Source organism: Hanstruepera flava, from assembly GCF_023634025.1.
Classification (GTDB): Bacteria; Bacteroidota; Bacteroidia; order Flavobacteriales; family Flavobacteriaceae; genus Hanstruepera; species Hanstruepera flava.
The window spans coordinates 596,681-613,734 of sequence record NZ_JALJCW010000001.1 but is presented as its reverse complement, the minus strand read 5'-3'; the positions used below and the strand labels follow the sequence as shown (position 1 = coordinate 613,734).

At 33.8% G+C, this 17,054-nt stretch carries 18 protein-coding genes; 9 read left to right on the top strand and 9 right to left on the bottom strand.

The features are described 5' to 3' along the window. Positions 1–48: 48 nt before the first annotated feature. The 8 genes from MTX13_RS02875 to MTX13_RS02840 form a co-directional block, all read right to left on the bottom strand. The gene (locus tag MTX13_RS02875) at positions 49–618 is read right to left on the bottom strand and encodes a hypothetical protein (RefSeq protein WP_250432910.1); all 570 of its coding nucleotides are present in this window, start codon (positions 616–618) and stop codon (positions 49–51) included. A 107-nt stretch (positions 619–725) separates the two neighbouring features. Continuing rightward, the gene (locus MTX13_RS02870) at positions 726–1,607 is read right to left on the bottom strand and encodes a LytR/AlgR family response regulator transcription factor (RefSeq protein ID WP_250432909.1); all 882 of its coding nucleotides are present in this window, start codon (positions 1,605–1,607) and stop codon (positions 726–728) included. Continuing rightward, entirely contained in the window at positions 1,607–2,368 is a 762-nt protein-coding gene (gene rluF, locus MTX13_RS02865; protein WP_250432908.1) for a 23S rRNA pseudouridine(2604) synthase RluF, read from the bottom strand. The genes MTX13_RS02870 and rluF overlap by 1 nt, the downstream gene beginning before the upstream one ends. A gap of 17 nt (positions 2,369–2,385) precedes the next feature. Next, on the bottom strand, positions 2,386–3,210 hold the full coding sequence (locus MTX13_RS02860; RefSeq protein ID WP_250432907.1) for an alpha/beta fold hydrolase: 825 nt from the start codon (positions 3,208–3,210) through the stop codon (positions 2,386–2,388). After that, a complete protein-coding gene (locus tag MTX13_RS02855; RefSeq protein WP_250432906.1) occupies positions 3,207–3,572 on the bottom strand; it encodes a cupin domain-containing protein in 366 nt (121 codons plus the stop codon). The genes MTX13_RS02860 and MTX13_RS02855 overlap by 4 nt, the downstream gene beginning before the upstream one ends. 1 nt (position 3,573) lies before the next feature. Then, positions 3,574–4,548 (bottom strand): YitT family protein, encoded by a 975-nt coding sequence (locus MTX13_RS02850; protein ID WP_250432905.1) that lies wholly within the window; start codon positions 4,546–4,548, stop codon positions 3,574–3,576. Between the two features lie 20 nt (positions 4,549–4,568). Next, positions 4,569–5,120 carry a hypothetical protein gene (locus MTX13_RS02845; RefSeq protein WP_250432904.1) on the bottom strand — a complete coding sequence of 184 codons (552 nt, stop codon included), beginning with the start codon at positions 5,118–5,120 and terminating at the stop codon, positions 4,569–4,571. A gap of 26 nt (positions 5,121–5,146) precedes the next feature. Continuing rightward, positions 5,147–6,685 (bottom strand): helicase HerA-like domain-containing protein, encoded by a 1,539-nt coding sequence (locus MTX13_RS02840; RefSeq protein ID WP_250432903.1) that lies wholly within the window; start codon positions 6,683–6,685, stop codon positions 5,147–5,149. 103 nt (positions 6,686–6,788) lie between these two features. Here MTX13_RS02840 and MTX13_RS02835 point away from each other — a divergent pair, with 103 nt between their 5' ends. Next, positions 6,789–7,421: a 7-carboxy-7-deazaguanine synthase QueE gene (locus MTX13_RS02835; RefSeq protein WP_250432902.1), complete on the top strand. Its 633-nt coding sequence runs from the start codon at positions 6,789–6,791 to the stop codon at positions 7,419–7,421. A 57-nt stretch (positions 7,422–7,478) separates the two neighbouring features. Here MTX13_RS02835 and MTX13_RS02830 read toward each other — a convergent pair whose 3' ends face one another. Further along, the gene (locus tag MTX13_RS02830; RefSeq protein ID WP_250432901.1) at positions 7,479–8,024 is read right to left on the bottom strand and encodes a DUF2911 domain-containing protein; all 546 of its coding nucleotides are present in this window, start codon (positions 8,022–8,024) and stop codon (positions 7,479–7,481) included. Positions 8,025–8,287: 263 nt separating this feature from the next. Here MTX13_RS02830 and asnB point away from each other — a divergent pair, with 263 nt between their 5' ends. The 8 genes from asnB (at position 8,288) to gyrB (ending at position 17,038) form a co-directional block, all read left to right on the top strand. After that, positions 8,288–9,976, top strand: a complete 1,689-nt coding sequence (gene asnB / locus MTX13_RS02825) for an asparagine synthase B (RefSeq protein WP_250432900.1) — start codon at positions 8,288–8,290, stop codon at positions 9,974–9,976. A gap of 76 nt (positions 9,977–10,052) precedes the next feature. Next, positions 10,053–10,817: a hypothetical protein gene (locus MTX13_RS02820; RefSeq protein ID WP_250432899.1), complete on the top strand. Its 765-nt coding sequence runs from the start codon at positions 10,053–10,055 to the stop codon at positions 10,815–10,817. A gap of 96 nt (positions 10,818–10,913) precedes the next feature. Further along, positions 10,914–11,657, top strand: coding sequence for a DUF6090 family protein (locus MTX13_RS02815; RefSeq protein WP_250432898.1), 744 nt, complete (start codon positions 10,914–10,916; stop codon positions 11,655–11,657). 38 nt (positions 11,658–11,695) lie between these two features. After that, on the top strand, positions 11,696–12,457 hold the full coding sequence (locus MTX13_RS02810; RefSeq protein ID WP_250432897.1) for a DUF6090 family protein: 762 nt from the start codon (positions 11,696–11,698) through the stop codon (positions 12,455–12,457). A 232-nt stretch (positions 12,458–12,689) separates the two neighbouring features. Further along, entirely contained in the window at positions 12,690–13,259 is a 570-nt protein-coding gene (locus MTX13_RS02805; protein WP_250432896.1) for a helix-turn-helix domain-containing protein, read from the top strand. 23 nt (positions 13,260–13,282) lie between these two features. Then, positions 13,283–13,993, top strand: coding sequence for a CPBP family intramembrane glutamic endopeptidase (locus tag MTX13_RS02800; RefSeq protein ID WP_250432895.1), 711 nt, complete (start codon positions 13,283–13,285; stop codon positions 13,991–13,993). Continuing rightward, complete coding sequence (locus tag MTX13_RS02795) at positions 13,990–14,808, top strand: type II CAAX endopeptidase family protein (RefSeq protein WP_250432894.1); 819 nt, start codon at positions 13,990–13,992, stop codon at positions 14,806–14,808. The genes MTX13_RS02800 and MTX13_RS02795 overlap by 4 nt, the downstream gene beginning before the upstream one ends. 292 nt (positions 14,809–15,100) lie before the next feature. Beyond that, the gene (gene gyrB, locus MTX13_RS02790) at positions 15,101–17,038 is read left to right on the top strand and encodes a DNA topoisomerase (ATP-hydrolyzing) subunit B (RefSeq protein WP_250432893.1); all 1,938 of its coding nucleotides are present in this window, start codon (positions 15,101–15,103) and stop codon (positions 17,036–17,038) included. Positions 17,039–17,054 lie beyond the last annotated feature (16 nt).

The following is a 17,054-nucleotide window of genomic DNA, read 5'->3' as shown; positions in this document are numbered from 1 at the left end:
CAAAATAATTATTATTTCCCGATACATCAATTATACTTTTTAAAAACTTCAATCTTTTCTCGTACAACTTATTTTCCATGTTGGGTAAACTATTGTGCCTGCTTTATCAACCCATTCGCCAATCCATTTGTAACCAGAATTGGACATATCATAAAAAGTCAATCGGTAGTAGCCTTCCATGCCATTAGGAGCCGCTTGTTCTTTGGTTAGTATGATTTTGTCGCCTTTTTTGTTGCCCTCCCATGCAGTTAGTGATTTAGGAATGCTTCTTACAGTATAATAATATACATACCACTTACTGCTATCTGCATTAAATTGTCTAATGCTTCCAGAATGAATACCGTCAGACTTTAGCGTTTCGTCCTGAATAGCCATGCCATTCATAATATACTTGAACCTCCATGTCATATCAATTGGTTCAGCCCAAGAGCCATCTTGTTTTCTCACGGTAGATTTGCAATTACATAAACCAATCATAGGTTCAAAGTCCTTAATTTGTTTTGGAGCTTCTGGATTTGGCAAACCATAAGGATGTTCGTTAGATACTGCGTATTCATATTGTGCAGAGATTGATGAAATTGAAAAAATTAGAGCTAAAAATAAAATAGAGTTTTTCATAATGTTATTGTTTTTGCCTAAATAACTAAAAACAAAAACACTACAATTGGTTTTTGCAGAGAATGGAATTAAAAATGCAGTAAAAGGCGTTAAGAAATTCCTAAAAACTAACTTTTTTCGTTGAGGTAATCCTTAACTTTTTTAAGATTACTTTTGGAAATTGATATAGAAGTTTCGTCTTGGATAATTAGGTTGGGTTGGTTGGAATTGTTTAAAGATTTTACTTTATCCATATTAACAATGGCTTTTCGGTGAATTCTTAAAAACTGCCCATTTAGTTTCTGCTCTAGTGCTTTTAAAGAACTGCGCATGGAGTAGGAGCTACCATTGGATGTGTGTACTTTGACGCAGTAGTCATCAGATTCTATCCAATTAATGGTGTCAACAGCAATTATTTTATGGCTATTTCCAATTTTAATATTGAGAATTTGTGCTTTGTCGTCCATTTTAGATTTTAAGTCCTTGTAAGCTTTTGCATGTGATTGTTTTAAATCTTCTAACCGCTGTACTTCTACTTGTAGTTGTTCATTTTTAAAATGAAAATATAATATTATAGCAATAGCTATGTAGCCCAATGTGTAGATTGGTGCTTTTTGAAATGTAAAAAATGGGATAAATTCTAAAAACAAATCGTTTAAAGAAAATGTTGTATCAGAAAATAATAATTGTAAAATAGAAATACTAAATATCCCCAAAACCACTAACCCTATAATTAACAAAGCATACTTTAATAAGTCTTTAGTAGTTACTTGATTCTTTAGTGCCATTTTTCTTGAGAAATCTATAAGAAAAAACGATAGCAATAACCAGACTATCCAGCGCAAGGCTTGAAATTTTAAGAGGCCAAAAAACGTAGCATCGGCTGATAATTGATAGCGGTTTATATAGTAAAGCTGTTGGTAAGATTCAAAAACAATTCCAATGATTATCACACCCAATACAATTAGGATAGTCCGTTTAGGATTGGATATGTTAATCGTTTTAATCATCAAAATTTTCGATGTCTTCTTCGCGAAGATCTTTCAGAATATGTTTTCTTAGAATCTTCAAGTAATGTGTTGAGTTCCATTAATTCATTGTCGGTAAACTCTCTATACTTTCCAACAGGAATATCTAATGTGATATTCATAATCCGTACGCGCTTTAATGTTTGAACTTCGTAATCTAGATATTCACACATTCTACGGATTTGACGATTTAAGCCTTGAGTAAGTATAATTTTGAAGGTATGAGAGTCTAATTTTTCAACACGGCATTTTTTTGTAACGGTATCTAATATGGGAATGCCATTAGACATGCGCTGAATAAATGTTTGGGAAATGGGTTTGTCAACTGTAACAATATATTCCTTTTCATGATTGTTGCTGGCTCGTAATATCTTGTTTACTATATCGCCATCATCAGTCAGAAAAATTAATCCTTCGCTTGGTTTATCTAATCTGCCAATTGGAAATATACGTTTTGGGTAGTTAATAAAATCAATAATATTATCTTTTTCAACACGTGTATCTGTTGTGCAAACAATACCAACAGGTTTGTTGAATGCAAGGTAGGTAAATGTTTTTTTATTGTTTTTTATTTCTTTTCCATCAACGCTTACAATATCATTAGGGCTTACTTTAGTTCCCATTTCAGGAACTTCACCATTGATGGTTACACGACCAGCATCAATAAGTTTATCAGCTTCACGACGCGAACAATAACCAACTTCACTTAAATATTTGTTGAGCCTTGTTAATTTTTCTTCCATATAGCAAATATAAGATTTTAGCTTGCTATAAACTCATGAATGTATTTATAAACATGGTCATTGTTTAACGAGTGTCCAAAGCCATTGGTGGTAATAAGGTTACTATGCTTATAGTTTTGGTTTATTATTAGAGCATCAGCATAAGGAATAATTTTGTCGCTTTCGTCATGTATTATAAGTCCTTTAGAGGTTATGCTTTTTAACATTTTGGCTGTAGAGAAATCGCTGGGTTCTGCATTAAATCGTTCTTTTACTAATTTATAAACACCATCAATTACCCGATTGTTGTAACCCATCATTTTAAAATAACGTTTGAGTACATCAGTAAATTCTGAAGGTGTTCCAAGTAATATAAGGTCTTCTTTCTTGTGGGTGCTATACTCACTTTGATAAAAAGCAGAGGCCATGCCTCCTGCAGAATGTCCAATAATAATATCTGGATTAAACTTTTTGCTAACAACATGAATAAATTCGGCATATTGAATGGCTGTAAAGCGTTTACTGCCACTTCTTCCATGGGCAGGAGCATCTAAAGCTATAATCGAGTAGTGATGTTTTTTTAATTGTTCAATAAGTGGTTGCCAACGTGCGGAATTGCTTTCCCAACCATGGACCAATAATATGGTCTTTCTATTGCCCAACCAACGATACGTCATGATGCTGGTGTCTTTATAATCAATCTCCTCACGAAAAGCGGTTCCTAAAAAATCAGATTGTTTTTCGTTTATTCGACCGCGTCTTGGAGTTGTGAATAAGTACAACGCTATTTTACCAGCAATACGTTTTGATAAAAAAGATATAACATTGACAAAAAAACCAATGAGTTTAGTTATAATCTTCATTCGCTTTCTCTGTTAACTAAATCCATTGAAAAGGCTGGTGTGCAAATAGCAAGGTATTCACACGGCTCTGTAAAAGGATTGGAGTATTGGATTTTGGTGTTTTTGTAGACTTTTATAGATTGGCCAGCTTCTAAAACAACCGTTTCGTTCTCAATGACAAATTGTTTCTTCCCTTTAATAATAAAGGTGAACTCATCAAATTCTGGAGTTTGGAAAGGCTCGCTCCAACCAGGTGGAGCAATCATGTGTGCTATACTGATTTCTTTGTTGCCATCTGTTGCCAATCCAAAATGTTCTTTTATGGTTTTGCCATCTGTGGTTGGAACTACAAAGGGCGTGGTTTGAATTTTGTATTTTTTCATATTATTTAAGAGGGCGTTTTTTAATCATGCCGCCCTTTATGTCTTTTACAATGCCTTTAATAATAAAAGCTTCACTGTCAATCTTATCAATTTCAGTTTCTAATTTAGCTAATTCTAAACGTGTTGTAACAGTATAAATTATATCACGTTTAGTACTTACTCCATTTTTCCCATAACCGCCTTTCCCTTCATAAATAGTACATGCACGTCTTAATTTATCAATAAGCATAATTTTAATTTCCTCATGATGAGCTGAAATAATAGTTACACCTACATATTCTTCTACTCCATCTACAACAAAATCTACTGTTCTGGCTGCAGCTAAATAAGTCAACATAGCATAAAGACCTGTTTCAATAGATAGAATATAAATGCCAAATGAAAAGATTATAAGATTAATTAATAGTAAAACGTCACCAATTGTTAGCGAGAGTTTTCTGCTTAAAAAAATAGCTAAAACTTCTGTTCCATCAATAACACTGCCGCCTCTCATGGCCATACCTATTCCAAGTCCTAGGAAAAACCCACCAAAAACAGCTATTAGTAATTTATCGTCAGTTACAGTAGGATAATCAATATAATGTACTACAAAAGCCAAAAGCATAATAGCAACTATGCTTTTTACGGCAAACCTTATGTTGAGCATTTTGGCTCCTAAAATTATAAATGGAATATTGACCAAAATTAGAAAATAGCTCAATGGAATTTCAGTTACTATTTCAAGAAGCAACGATATGCCTGTGGCACCACCATCGATAAAGCGATTGGGTAATAGAAATCCTTTTAATCCAAAGCCAGCAGAAAACACCCCAATTATAATAAAAACAGATTCTTTGATGGCGTGTTCTAGTTCAACTCTTAAATTTCTTTTAAGTATTACAACTTGTTTTTTAGAAACATGACTTGAGGGATTTGAAGTCTCAAGTTTTTTCTTGGCTACAAATCCCAATAATCTTGAAATTATAGAAGATTTCATAAGGCTTTTATAGATTTATATTACCATCCAATCATAAAGTATTTTATTTTGGCTTTATCAGGTATTTGAATAGCCTCTATCTGTGCAGACATATTAAATTGTAATTCTGCAGGGAGTTCTTTTTTATCTATGGTGATAAAAGCATCAATTTCATTTACAAACACAACTACATTTTTTAGAGTGTTTTGGATACTTGATATTTTATAGTTTTTTTCAATATCTCCAAACGTACTAGATACTGATAAACCTTTTGCTGTTTTGTAACGTGAATCGATAATTTTTATAGTTTCTATAGTTGCTGTTGAGTCAGAAACTTTGTTTGGAGTTAATATCAAAAGAGATTTGCCAGAAGTATCAAAAACCTCTATGTCTCGACCGTCATCAATAAATTTGTTAGTGTCCTTTGCAAAAACCAAAGAGTCATTTTTATAAATAGTTTTTAGTTCTTTTACTTGGGTAGAGTCAGTAAGCAGGCCTATACTTTTTTTGCTAATTAAAAAGGGGTCTTGTTGTTTAGTGCAACCAACAATAACCAATACGATTAAAATTATGGGTAAAAAACTTTTATTCATGTTATTATTTCAATTTAGATTCAGATTTATTTTTTCATAACTTTTGTTAGAATACCAAAAACGCTTCTTATAAATGTGGCACTTGTCAATACTTTAACAATAGGATTCATTCTGGTACTTTTTCTAGTAGTTCCAGATTTTCTTTTTGATTCGGCCTTTTTTAGGGCTTCTTTTTCTTGTCTAGCTTTTTCTTTTGCTTCTTCGGCTTCAGCTTGCTCAATTTTTTCATTAAGCATTTCGTAAGCACTTTCACGATCTATTTCCTCGTTATATTTTTTAACTAGGTTTGATTCTGATAATAAATTTTTTAATTCAGAATCGGTTAAAATGTCCATGCGACTCATAGGTGCCCGCATCATAGTTGCGGCCAATGGTGTTGGTCGTCCTTTTTCATTTAATGCAGACACCAAGGCTTCTCCTGTTCCTAAAGAAGTTAAAACGTCTGCAGTGTCATAATATTCTGTATCAGGATAATTTTGAGCCGTAAGTTTTATGGCTTTACGGTCTTTTGCAGTGAAAGCACGAAGAGCATGTTGGACTTTAAGTCCCAGTTGACTCAAAACGGCTTCAGGAACATCTGTAGGGTTTTGTGTAACAAAATAAAGGCCAACACCTTTACTGCGAATTAGTTTGACAATACTTTCAATTTGATTGAGTAAAGCTTTTGAGGCTTCATTAAAAATTAAATGAGCTTCATCTATAAACATAATGAGTTCTGGTCGTCCAGTATCACCTTGCTCTGGAAAAGTTGAATAAATTTCAGCCAATAGGCTTAACATAAATGTTGAGAATAGTTTAGGCTTGTCTTGAATGTCAGTCAATCTAATGATATTTATATAACCACGTCCATTTTCGTCTATTCGCAAAAGATCATCTACTTCAAAGGATTTTTCACCAAAGAACAGCTCACCACCTTGTTGCTCAATCTCAATTATTTTACGCAAAATAGCACCTGTAGAAGCAGTTGATATTCTACCATAGGCTTCTTGAAATTCTTCTTTTCCTTCGCCAGTTGCGTATTGTAATATTTTTTTGAAATCTTTTAAGTCGAGTAGTGGTAATTTGTTATCATCACAGTATTTAAAAATTACCGATATTATTCCGGCTTGTGTTTCGGTAACATCTAAAATTCTGGAAATTAATACAGGTCCAAATTCACTGATAGTCGCTCGTAATCTAACACCATCCTGTTCAGATAATGTAAGAACTTCAACTGGAAATGCTTTAGGTTCAAAAGGCAACCCGATGGCCGCGTGTCGTTCATCTATTTTAGGATGTCCAGGACTTGGTTGCGCCAACCCGCTTAAATCGCCTTTAATGTCCATTAGCAATACAGGCACACCTTTTTCACTTAAATTTTCAGCTAATACTTGAAGCGTTTTTGTTTTTCCTGTTCCGGTGGCTCCAGCTATCAAGCCATGACGGTTCATGGTTTTTAAAGGAACATTCACATAGGCATTTTTAACGGTTTTGCCATCCAACATGGCAGATCCCAATGTTATATATTCTCCTTTATTAGTATTGCCTTCAGTTATATGTTTAAAGAATTCATCCTGTCTGCTCATTATTTAAAATTTTCATAAAAATACTAATCTTGGTGCAATACCTTTGAAAATCTTTTCAACAATTTTACAGGAAACTAAAATCAGTGGGTTATCTTTGCAAGCTATGACAAGAAGTGAGAGACAAGAGTTGATTGACAAGGGATTGTTGTTGCCTTTAATGGAGGAATTTTATACCATTCAAGGTGAAGGCTATCATAAAGGGACTGCGGCCTATTTTGTAAGAATTGGTGGCTGTGATGTTGGCTGCCATTGGTGCGATGTTAAAGAAAGTTGGCTGGCAGAATTGCATCCGCCTACCGAAACCAATAAAATTGTTGAAAATGCCGTAAAATATAGTGATACCATTGTGGTTACTGGTGGTGAGCCTTTAACTTGGGATATGACAGAGTTAACTACCCAATTAAAAGCTAAAGGGGTTCAGACCCATATTGAAACTTCAGGAGCTTATAAATTATCAGGCGTTTGGGATTGGATTTGTTTGTCACCCAAAAAAATGAAATTACCAAAGGAAGAGATTTATACCAAGGCCAATGAACTAAAATGTATTATTTATAATAAAGATGATTTTAGGTTTGCTGAAGAACAAGCGAGTAAAGTTAATGCTAACTGTATTTTGTACTTACAGCCAGAATGGAGTAAGCGTGATAAAGTTATTCCTTTGATTGTTGATTATGTTATGGGAAATCCTAAATGGAAAGTAAGTTTACAAACCCATAAGTATTTGAATATACCATAAAAAAACGCCTTGAAAAATCAAGGCGTTTTTATCTTGCAGGAAATTAATCCAGGTAGATTATTTTGTAAAAGGAACAGTTATTCGGGTTTTGCCCCAACCTAAATGCATATCAATACCGTTTTTTGCTTCCTCAAAAGCAATAGAAAACGCTTCGAGTACATTTTCATCTTCTTTTACTGGAACATTCAACCGTGCTACATCATTAGCTTGGTTGTAAAAATAACTTCCCCAAACGTTTAAATCTTTGCTTATTATGGCTGTCCATTCTTCATTGCCAGGAATAACATAAAATGTATAAGTCCCAGCTGGAATTCTAGTATCCCCTAATTTCATATCTTCATAAAGGGTTAATTCAGCAGCTTCATTAGCACCTGTACGCCATACCTCCTTGTTGGGTGCCAATTTGCTAACCTCACGACCTTTAAGTTGAGGTCTACTATAAACAATCTTGATTTGCTTGTTGGATTCCTTGTAGCTAGAAGGGAAAGATGCAGCGTCCATCGGACTTTTATCCATTGGTGCAAACTCTTGTCCTGAAACATTTAAAGATAGTAGCATCGTAAATGCAAATGACAGTGCAGTAATAATTGATAATTTTTTCATTGATAATAGTTTGCATTTTCACTTAAGTGAAAATAGGTTAATTAATAAGTATAAAATTATTGAATTCATTGATTTAAAGTCGAAAGGTTCTGTTAAAATTTACAATTATAAAGCAAAATATTACTTTTTCAACTAATTAAATTACAAATGTGTTTATAGTTCATTATTTAAATTAATTTTTGTAATTAAAAACAATATTATAGTTTATTGTATAAACTAAATGAATCATATTTGTTATTAATTTATAATAAACAAATAGAATTATGTGTGGAATTGTTTGTGCGTTTGATTTAAAACAAAAAACAGAAGATTTAAGACCTCAAGTTTTAGAAATGGCAAAAAAAATTCGTCATAGAGGTCCAGATTGGAGCGGTATTTACAGTGACGATAAAGTGATAATGGCTCACGAAAGATTGGCTATTGTGGATCCAGCTTCTGGTAAACAACCATTGTTTAGTGAGGATAAAAAATTAATACTAGCTGCAAATGGTGAGATTTATAACCATAGATCATTACGTTCTCAATTTAAAGGAAAATACCAATTCCAAACTCAAAGTGACTGCGAAGTTATTTTGGCTTTATATCAAGAAAAAGGGACTGACTTTGTTGATGAACTTAGTGGTATTTTTGGTTTTGCAATATACGATGTTGAAAGAGACGAGTATTTTGTTGCCCGTGATCATATGGGTATTATTCCTTTATATATAGGTTGGGATAAACATGGAACGTTTTATGTTGCGTCAGAGTTGAAAGCATTAGAAGGATATTGCTCTAAAATTGAATTGTTTCCACCTGGGCACTATATGAGTAGTAGAGATGGAGAATTTGTAAAATGGTATAAACGGGACTGGGAAGATTTTGAAGCCGTTAAGGATAACCAAACAGAAATTGCTGAAATTAGACAAGCACTTGAAGACGCTGTACATAGACAGCTTATGAGCGATGTGCCTTATGGTGTACTATTGTCCGGTGGTTTGGATTCTTCAGTTACTTCGGCTATTGCAAAAAAATATTCTGAACGTCGTGTTGAAGCCGATGATAAAGAACAGGCTTGGTGGCCACAACTGCATAGTTTCTCGGTTGGATTGGAAGGTTCTCCAGATTTAGCAGCGGCGAAGAAAGTGGCAGATCATATTGGTACGGTTCACCATGAAATTAAATTTACCATTCAAGAAGGGCTTGACGCGATTCGTGATGTGATTTACAATTTAGAAACCTATGATATTACAACCATTCGTGCCAGTACACCTATGTATTTAATGGCACGAGTTATAAAATCTATGGGAATTAAAATGGTGCTGTCTGGTGAAGGAGCAGACGAGTTGTTTGGTGGTTATCTTTATTTTCACAAAGCACCAAATGCTCAAGAATTTCATGAAGAAACGGTTCGTAAATTAAGTAAATTGCACCAATACGATTGTTTACGGGCGAATAAAAGTTTGGCAGCCTGGGGAATAGAGGGTCGTGTACCGTTTTTGGATAAAGAATTTATAGATGTCGCTATGCGAATCAACCCAGAAGACAAAATGATTAATGGTGATCCTATCGACTCACGCTCAAGACAGGCTACGGAAAAATGGGTCATCCGTAAGGCTTTTGAGGATATGTTGCCAGAAAGTGTGGCATGGCGACAAAAAGAACAGTTTAGTGATGGTGTGGGTTACAGTTGGATTGATACGCTTAAAGAATTAGTGGATAGTGAGATTTCAGACGAACAAATGTCAAATGCACACTTTAGGTTCCCTATACAAACACCACAAAACAAAGAGGAGTTTTACTACCGCTCCATTTTTGAAGAACATTTTCCTAGCGATGCGGCTGCATTAAGTGTGCCTCAAGAACCAAGTGTGGCTTGTAGCACAAAAATTGCATTGGAGTGGGATGAAGCTTTCAAGAACATGAACGACCCAAGTGGTCGAGCTGTTGCGAAAGTACATGATGATGCTTATTAATTATTAAAACCAACAAATGTGTTGGTTTTTTTATTTTTAAAATGAAGTATCTTTACTTTAAATTTTATGTGTAATTATGGTAAAATCTAATAAGTTATTCGGCTTTTTGGGAATTTTTATTGCCTTATTTAGTTGTCATAATGAAATTATTGCACAAGAAAATCTTAATCAAGAATCCATTGATATTCCCGAACCTCTTATGTTTGATTTGGTGCGTGGTTTAGGTGCAAAAAAAGGTGAACTGGAAATTAATGCGCTTGCAGATTTTCCTATTAATAATATTTCATCAAGAGAAGTAGAATGGGCGCCAGAAGTAGAGTATGCTATATTTGATAGTTTTGCTGTAGAATTAGAATTGCCTTTTGAAAATTTTGAATTGGAGGCTGTAAAAATGGCTGTTCAATGGACTATTGGGCAATCTAAAAACAACAAATATATTCATGGTTTACAAGTAATTGGTGAAACCATGCTTCATGATAATATAACCGAATTTAGCATTCTGTATGTGCCAGCCTATAGGTTTAATAAAACATGGAGCACGCTAGGTCTTTTTGGTGTCATGTTGGAAGCAGGATCTGATGCACCAGATAAAAAAGAAACTATTTTGTTGAATGCTTCACTTTTTGCTAATTTAAATGAGCATGTAGTATTTGGTTTAGAACTAAATAATACAGATCCTACGTTACAGGGAAGAGATGATAATGAGATGTCACTTTTAATATTACCTCAAATGCATTACGAGTTTGATAGTGGTTTGGCATTTCAATTTGGAATTGGTCCAAGATTTGAAGATTCAGAAACTGAAGCTTCAGCAGTATTAAGAGTAATAAAAACCTTTTAAGTTTTATTTATTGATAAATAATTGAAAGTCAGTTTCAAAACTGGCTTTTTTTATTTTATAAATTACTTATATTTAGACATTAACCAGCCAAATTATATGATTAAATTCTTCAGAAAAATACGTCAACGCCTTTTATCAGAAAACAAGTTTTCTAAATACTTACTGTATGCTTTGGGCGAAATCATTCTTGTGGTTATTGGTATTCTCATTGCGCTCCAAATCAACAATTGGAATGAAGGTAGAAAAACCTTAAAAGAAGAAAAAGCAACCATAGCCAGTCTTAAGCTAGAATTCCAGAAGAACGTAATCGATCTTGAGTCTAATATGCGTAATGTGGAAGCGTTTATTAATGCGGGAAATGTTTTATTAGACCATACTGGTCCAGAATACATGGAAGGTGATTTAAAGAAAGTTGATAGCCTTATTGCGATGACCTTCAGAATGTCAGTTTGGGATCCTAGCCTATACACTTTAAGTAACATAAAGAATTCAGGAAAACTTTCGAAGCTTTCCAATAATGATTTAAAGGAGCGATTGATTGAGTGGGAAAGTTTTTACAGTAATTTGTTAAGCTGGTACGATTTCTATATTTCGGGAGGAAAAAAGTATTTTGAGTATTTGGAAGAACATGCTATTGTGAAAAACTTAATTTCAAGTAATCCATACGGCTACGATATTTCAAATTTTGAAGGTTCTAATGAGGGGCTTCTTAAATTAAAATCCTATGAGAATGTTTTGATAAATAGGGTTTTTCAGAATAGATTTATTTTGAGATTCTATAAGGACGCCAAACAATTGCATAACGAAATTATAAGGGAATGCGAAACCTATGAGGATTAATCTGTAAGTTTTTGTTTCTATAGTTAAAATGTATAATCATGATTAAATTCTTCCGTCATATTCGTAAATCACTCCTTATGGAAAATAAAACATCCAAATATTTTAAATACGCTATTGGTGAGATTATACTTGTGGTTATTGGTATTCTCATTGCGTTGCAGATTAACAATTGGAATGAGAAAAGAAAAAGTAAAGTAGCTGTAAAGATAGCGCTTGAATCATTAATTTCAGATTTAAAAAAGGACACATTACAGCTACGTGAAGACCTTGGTTATATAGATCAAGATCATAATAGGTTAAAAGATTTTAGATTGCGATTATCACATCCTTTAGCCACAATTGATTCTGCAAGGCGTATTGCTCGATATGAGTATTCCCCTTTTTTCGATCCAAGTAACACCTTAAACAGAAATACCATTACTTCTTTATTAAGTACAGGTCGTATTGATGATTTTGATCAAGACTTAAAAAACAAAATTTTGACCCATAATGCTGAACAGATAAAGGGTTTGCGTATAATGGATCAGAACGTATCCATTTATTTGAATAACCAAACGAAATATTCAGATATAGTTACTGTGCAAAGTGAAAATTCACGTTTAGACGACTATGTAGTTAGAGGTCCTCTTTTGGATCAATATTGGAAAAATAAGTCTGATAAAGAAATTCTGGATACTATGTTGACCATGATTACAGCTAAAAGTTTGATGTACCTTATTATAGGAGAATATAAAAGGTCAATTAAGGATAAAACAGAAGATATGATTAATTATTTAGAGAGCTATTTAGATGAATATTAGAACTAACTTGAAATTTATATAAATGATTAAATTCTTTCGCCACATACGTATATCACTCCTCTTGGAAAATAAATACCTTTAGAGATTTCATTTTAACAACAGAAATCATAAAATAAAGATGTTTGTCCCCTCTAACCCTTATGATACTTACAAATGACAGCTAGGTGACATTTAAATGTCGTGTTAAAATCCAATTACATGAAGTAGATTTGTACCAGAAAAATAATCAAAAATGAATAAAAATTCTTTAAGCGAAAATTTAACCTATCAGCGAAAGCTAAAAGGATATACGCAAGAGCAACTTTCTGATAAAACTACTGTTACGGTTAGAACCATTCAGCGTATAGAAAAAGGTGATGTACAACCGCATCTTCAAACGGTGAAATTATTGGCAGCAGGCCTTGAAATTGAGATTGACGAATTGTTAATTCTTGAAGATCCCAAAGAGGAAGTCATACAACGCAAATGGATGTTGTTACTTCATGGTTCTCCTTTTTTAGGATTAATCATTCCATTTGGTAGTATTTTGTTTCCGCTATTTCTTTGGATTCATAAAGCTGAAGATAGCAAGGTATATGATGCCCATGGTAGAGCTGTTGTAAATTTTCATGGGACAATGGCCTTGCTGTTCATTTTGTCATTATTGTCCTTTTTTATTATTCCAGGTTATAATTTTTTTATTTCTGGAACGATTGTGCTTTTTGGTATCATCACCACGATATACAATATCTCAAGATCACTGCAAACAGGGACTTTTAAGTATCCATTTTCAATCCCTTTTTTGAAACCAAAAGAGGTGTAACTTTAATTTAAAACGTATTTCAAATGTTAGGATTATTAATAATAATAGTAATCTCATGGGCGCTTCTACGCTTTATTGAGAAAAAAAATATCGATGTTTTAGGCATTATTCCAAACCTAAATAGATTGGGTCAATTGGTAATTGGTTTTTTAGTCATTACCCTTATTGTGTTGATAAACATTTATATCGAAACCCAAATTTTAAATGTAGAGTGGAAGTCAAAGGCAATAGATTACGCCACGTTTTTCAATGCTTTTATATATCATTTAAAGTCAGCGTTAACTGAAGACTTGATTTTTAGAGGTGCTATACTGTATATTTTAATTCAAAGAATAGGTTCTGTAAAAGCCATTTGGTTATCGGCTATCATGTTTGGTGTGTATCATTGGTTTTCATATGGTATTATTGAAGGAAGGCTAATTCTTTTGTCGTATGTTTTGGTTGTAACGGGTTTTACAGGATACGTCTGGGCTTATACATTTTATAAAACAAAATCTATAATGACGGGTTTAGGGTTTCATTTAGGTGTGAATTTAATAAACGCTTGTTTTTTTGAATCACAACCTTATGGTGAAATTTTCTTTCAGAAAGTATCAAGTATAGATGTTAACGATTGGAATTGGTTGTTTTTTAATTTGTTTAAAGGCTTGTTTCCTTCTGTAGCTACGTTGATTTGTCTGAAGTTTTTATTGAAGACAAAGTTGTATTCACAAACTGAAAGCAAACTATCATGAAAAAGGTTATAAAAAACTACCCAAATGCTTCAAGATTTGTTTTGGCAATATTATTATTTGTGGTTGCCTTAGCCTTAAGCTTGTTCATCAATGTTGGCGTAGTTAAACAGTATTTTCCTTATACGACACCAATACTTTTATTTATAGCTACTTGGTTTTTGTATAAAGGAGAAGGGAAAACATTAAAAACTATTGGATTAAATTTTAGTTTAAGGAATTTATTGTTTCTGCCGCTTGGTGTTTTAATCGGAGCTTTTGCCTTTTTTGGGGCTAAATATTTAAGAGCTTTATTGGTTGGTGAAACCTTTGAATTGTCAGTTTCAATAGATTATTCAACACTATTGTACGCGTTCTATTTTATTTTACCACAAGTCGCCACTGAAGAATTATTATTTAGAGGTTACTTGTTTAAAAAAACGATTGAAGTATCCAATGTGGTTATAGCCAACGTAATTTTTTCTATCTTATTTACACTCATTCATGTGTTAGATGAAGGCGTGTTGAGTAATTTGGGTATGATTGTTATGTTAAGCGTTTCAATACCTGTAGGACATTTGTTATTTGCCACAGGATTGTTAAAATCTAAAACGCTCTATTTTCCTATTGGTCTTCACTTGGGTAATAATTGGGCTACACGTCATTTAATTAGTAGTGATATTTCAGGTGAGAGTATCTTTTTTATTCCCAACACGGTTATGTTTGATACGTGGACACCTTTTATCTCCATGTTAATGTTATTCAATGGCTTTTATTTACTGGTAACATTTCTGATTTGGAAATGGAATGTTTTACTTTTTTTTCGAAGCAAAACATAATTTTTTTAATGTAATTCCATCAAACTATAAACGCGTTAAAACCGCTATAAAGCGTTTTTGTATTTTATCAATTTTCAAGGAGTGTTAAAAAACTTCAAAATCTGTTTTAAGGCACTTTTTAGGCGATTTAAGCCATTTTTGAGTAATTAACAAATGTTAATAAAAATAAACGATACTCGTTAAAATGCTTTTAAAAAGCATCTGTAATTCGTATATTTGTAAGTATCCGAAAATGATGCGCAGGCGTCATTTTTTTATTGTAAAAAATTTAAGATTTAAAAGATATAAATTCATGAGCGAAGAAAACAAAAAACAGTATTCAGCCGATAGTATTCAGGCACTCGAAGGAATGGAGCATGTACGTATGCGTCCTTCCATGTATATTGGAGATGTAGGTGTTAGAGGATTGCACCATTTAGTGTATGAGGTTGTCGATAACTCCATTGATGAAGCATTGGCTGGGCACTGTGATAATATAACCGTTACTATAAACGAAGATAATTCTATTACCACTGAAGATGACGGTAGAGGTATTCCTGTAGATATTCATAAAAAAGAAGGTGTTTCGGCATTAGAAGTTGTAATGACTAAAATTGGTGCTGGTGGTAAGTTTGATAAAGATTCTTATAAAGTGTCAGGTGGTTTGCATGGTGTTGGTGTGAGTTGTGTGAATGCACTTTCGGAACACTTAAAAGCAACTGTTTACAGAGATGGTAAGATTTGGGAGCAAGAGTATGAGCGCGGAAAAACACTTTACCCAGTAAAACAAATTGGTGAAACGGATAAAAGAGGTACAACGGTAACGTTTAAACCCGATCCAACAATATTTACGCAGACTTTAGAATACAGCTACGATACTTTAGCGAGCAGAATGCGTGAGTTAGCCTATTTAAATAAAGGTATCACGGTTCATTTAGTAGATAAGCGTCATAAAAAGGAAGATGGATCTTTTGAAGGTGAAACATTTCATTCAGAAAATGGATTGCCAGAGTTTGTGAAATTCCTAGACGGCAACCGTGAGCCATTAATGCAGGATGTGATTGCTTTTGAGGGTGAAAAAAATGGTGTTCCTGTGGAGGTAGCCATGGTTTACAATACGTCGTATGCTGAAAATTTACATTCATATGTAAACAATATTAATACACACGAAGGAGGTACGCATCTTTCTGGATTCCGTCGTGGCTTGACGCATACCCTTAAAAAGTATGCTGACGAATCCGGTATGTTGGATAAATTGAAATTTGATATTGCTGGTGATGATTTCCGTGAGGGTTTAACGGCTATTGTATCCGTAAAAGTAGCTGAACCTCAATTTGAGGGACAGACTAAAACCAAGTTAGGTAACCGTGAAGTTTCGGCTTCTGTTAGTCAGGCTGTTTCTGAAATGCTTACGGATTATTTAGAAGAGCATCCAGATGATGCCAAAACCATTGTACAAAAAGTAATTCTTGCTGCGCAGGCAAGGCATGCTGCACAGAAAGCACGTGAAATGGTACAGCGTAAAACCGTGATGAGTATTGGTGGTTTGCCAGGTAAACTATCAGATTGTTCAGAACAAGACCCAGCAAAATGCGAAGTGTTTTTGGTTGAGGGAGATTCGGCAGGCGGAACTGCAAAACAAGGTCGTGATAGAGCATTTCAAGCTATTTTGCCTTTACGTGGTAAAATATTGAATGTGGAGAAAGCCATGACGCATAAGGTGTTTGAAAACGAAGAAATAAAAAATATCTTCACGGCTCTTGGTGTGACTATTGGTACCGAAGAAGATAGTAAAGCATTGAACCTATCAAAATTACGTTACCATAAAGTCGTAATCATGTGTGATGCCGATATTGATGGGTCGCACATTGCTACTTTAATTCTAACATTCTTCTTTAGATACATGAAGGAGTTAATTGAAAATGGCCATATTTATATTGCTACACCACCATTATATTTGGTAAAAAAAGGTAATAAAAAGCGTTATGCATGGTCTGATAAAGAGCGTGACACCATTGCCGAAGAATTTGGAGGCAGTGTGAGTGTACAACGTTATAAGGGTCTAGGTGAGATGAATGCTGAACAACTTTGGGACACAACCATGAATCCAGATTTTAGAACGTTACGCCAGGTAAATATCGATAACGGTGGAGAGGCAGATAGAATTTTCTCAATGTTAATGGGTGACGAAGTACCGCCACGTAGAGAGTTTATTGAGAAGAATGCAATTTATGCCAATATTGATGCGTAAGAGCTTCAAATAATTA

Excerpts from the sequence above, each read along its gene's own strand:
- MTX13_RS02855 (WP_250432906.1), bottom strand. The coding sequence starts at position 3,572 with ATGAAAAAATACAAAATTCAAACCACGCCCTTTGTAGTTCCAACCACA.
- rluF (WP_250432908.1), bottom strand. The coding sequence starts at position 2,368 with ATGGAAGAAAAATTAACAAGGCTCAACAAATATTTAAGTGAAGTTGGT.
- MTX13_RS02805 (WP_250432896.1), top strand. The coding sequence starts at position 12,690 with ATGAATAAAAATTCTTTAAGCGAAAATTTAACCTATCAGCGAAAGCTA.
- MTX13_RS02810 (WP_250432897.1), top strand. The coding sequence starts at position 11,696 with ATGATTAAATTCTTCCGTCATATTCGTAAATCACTCCTTATGGAAAAT.
- MTX13_RS02800 (WP_250432895.1), top strand. The coding sequence starts at position 13,283 with ATGTTAGGATTATTAATAATAATAGTAATCTCATGGGCGCTTCTACGC.
- MTX13_RS02840 (WP_250432903.1), bottom strand. The coding sequence starts at position 6,685 with ATGAGCAGACAGGATGAATTCTTTAAACATATAACTGAAGGCAATACT.
- MTX13_RS02820 (WP_250432899.1), top strand. The coding sequence starts at position 10,053 with ATGGTAAAATCTAATAAGTTATTCGGCTTTTTGGGAATTTTTATTGCC.
- asnB (WP_250432900.1), top strand. The coding sequence starts at position 8,288 with ATGTGTGGAATTGTTTGTGCGTTTGATTTAAAACAAAAAACAGAAGAT.
- MTX13_RS02870 (WP_250432909.1), bottom strand. The coding sequence starts at position 1,607 with ATGATTAAAACGATTAACATATCCAATCCTAAACGGACTATCCTAATT.
- MTX13_RS02835 (WP_250432902.1), top strand. The coding sequence starts at position 6,789 with ATGACAAGAAGTGAGAGACAAGAGTTGATTGACAAGGGATTGTTGTTG.
- MTX13_RS02875 (WP_250432910.1), bottom strand. The coding sequence starts at position 618 with ATGAAAAACTCTATTTTATTTTTAGCTCTAATTTTTTCAATTTCATCA.
- MTX13_RS02815 (WP_250432898.1), top strand. The coding sequence starts at position 10,914 with ATGATTAAATTCTTCAGAAAAATACGTCAACGCCTTTTATCAGAAAAC.
- MTX13_RS02795 (WP_250432894.1), top strand. The coding sequence starts at position 13,990 with ATGAAAAAGGTTATAAAAAACTACCCAAATGCTTCAAGATTTGTTTTG.
- MTX13_RS02860 (WP_250432907.1), bottom strand. The coding sequence starts at position 3,210 with ATGAAGATTATAACTAAACTCATTGGTTTTTTTGTCAATGTTATATCT.
- MTX13_RS02845 (WP_250432904.1), bottom strand. The coding sequence starts at position 5,120 with ATGAATAAAAGTTTTTTACCCATAATTTTAATCGTATTGGTTATTGTT.
- gyrB (WP_250432893.1), top strand. The coding sequence starts at position 15,101 with ATGAGCGAAGAAAACAAAAAACAGTATTCAGCCGATAGTATTCAGGCA.
- MTX13_RS02850 (WP_250432905.1), bottom strand. The coding sequence starts at position 4,548 with ATGAAATCTTCTATAATTTCAAGATTATTGGGATTTGTAGCCAAGAAA.
- MTX13_RS02830 (WP_250432901.1), bottom strand. The coding sequence starts at position 8,024 with ATGAAAAAATTATCAATTATTACTGCACTGTCATTTGCATTTACGATG.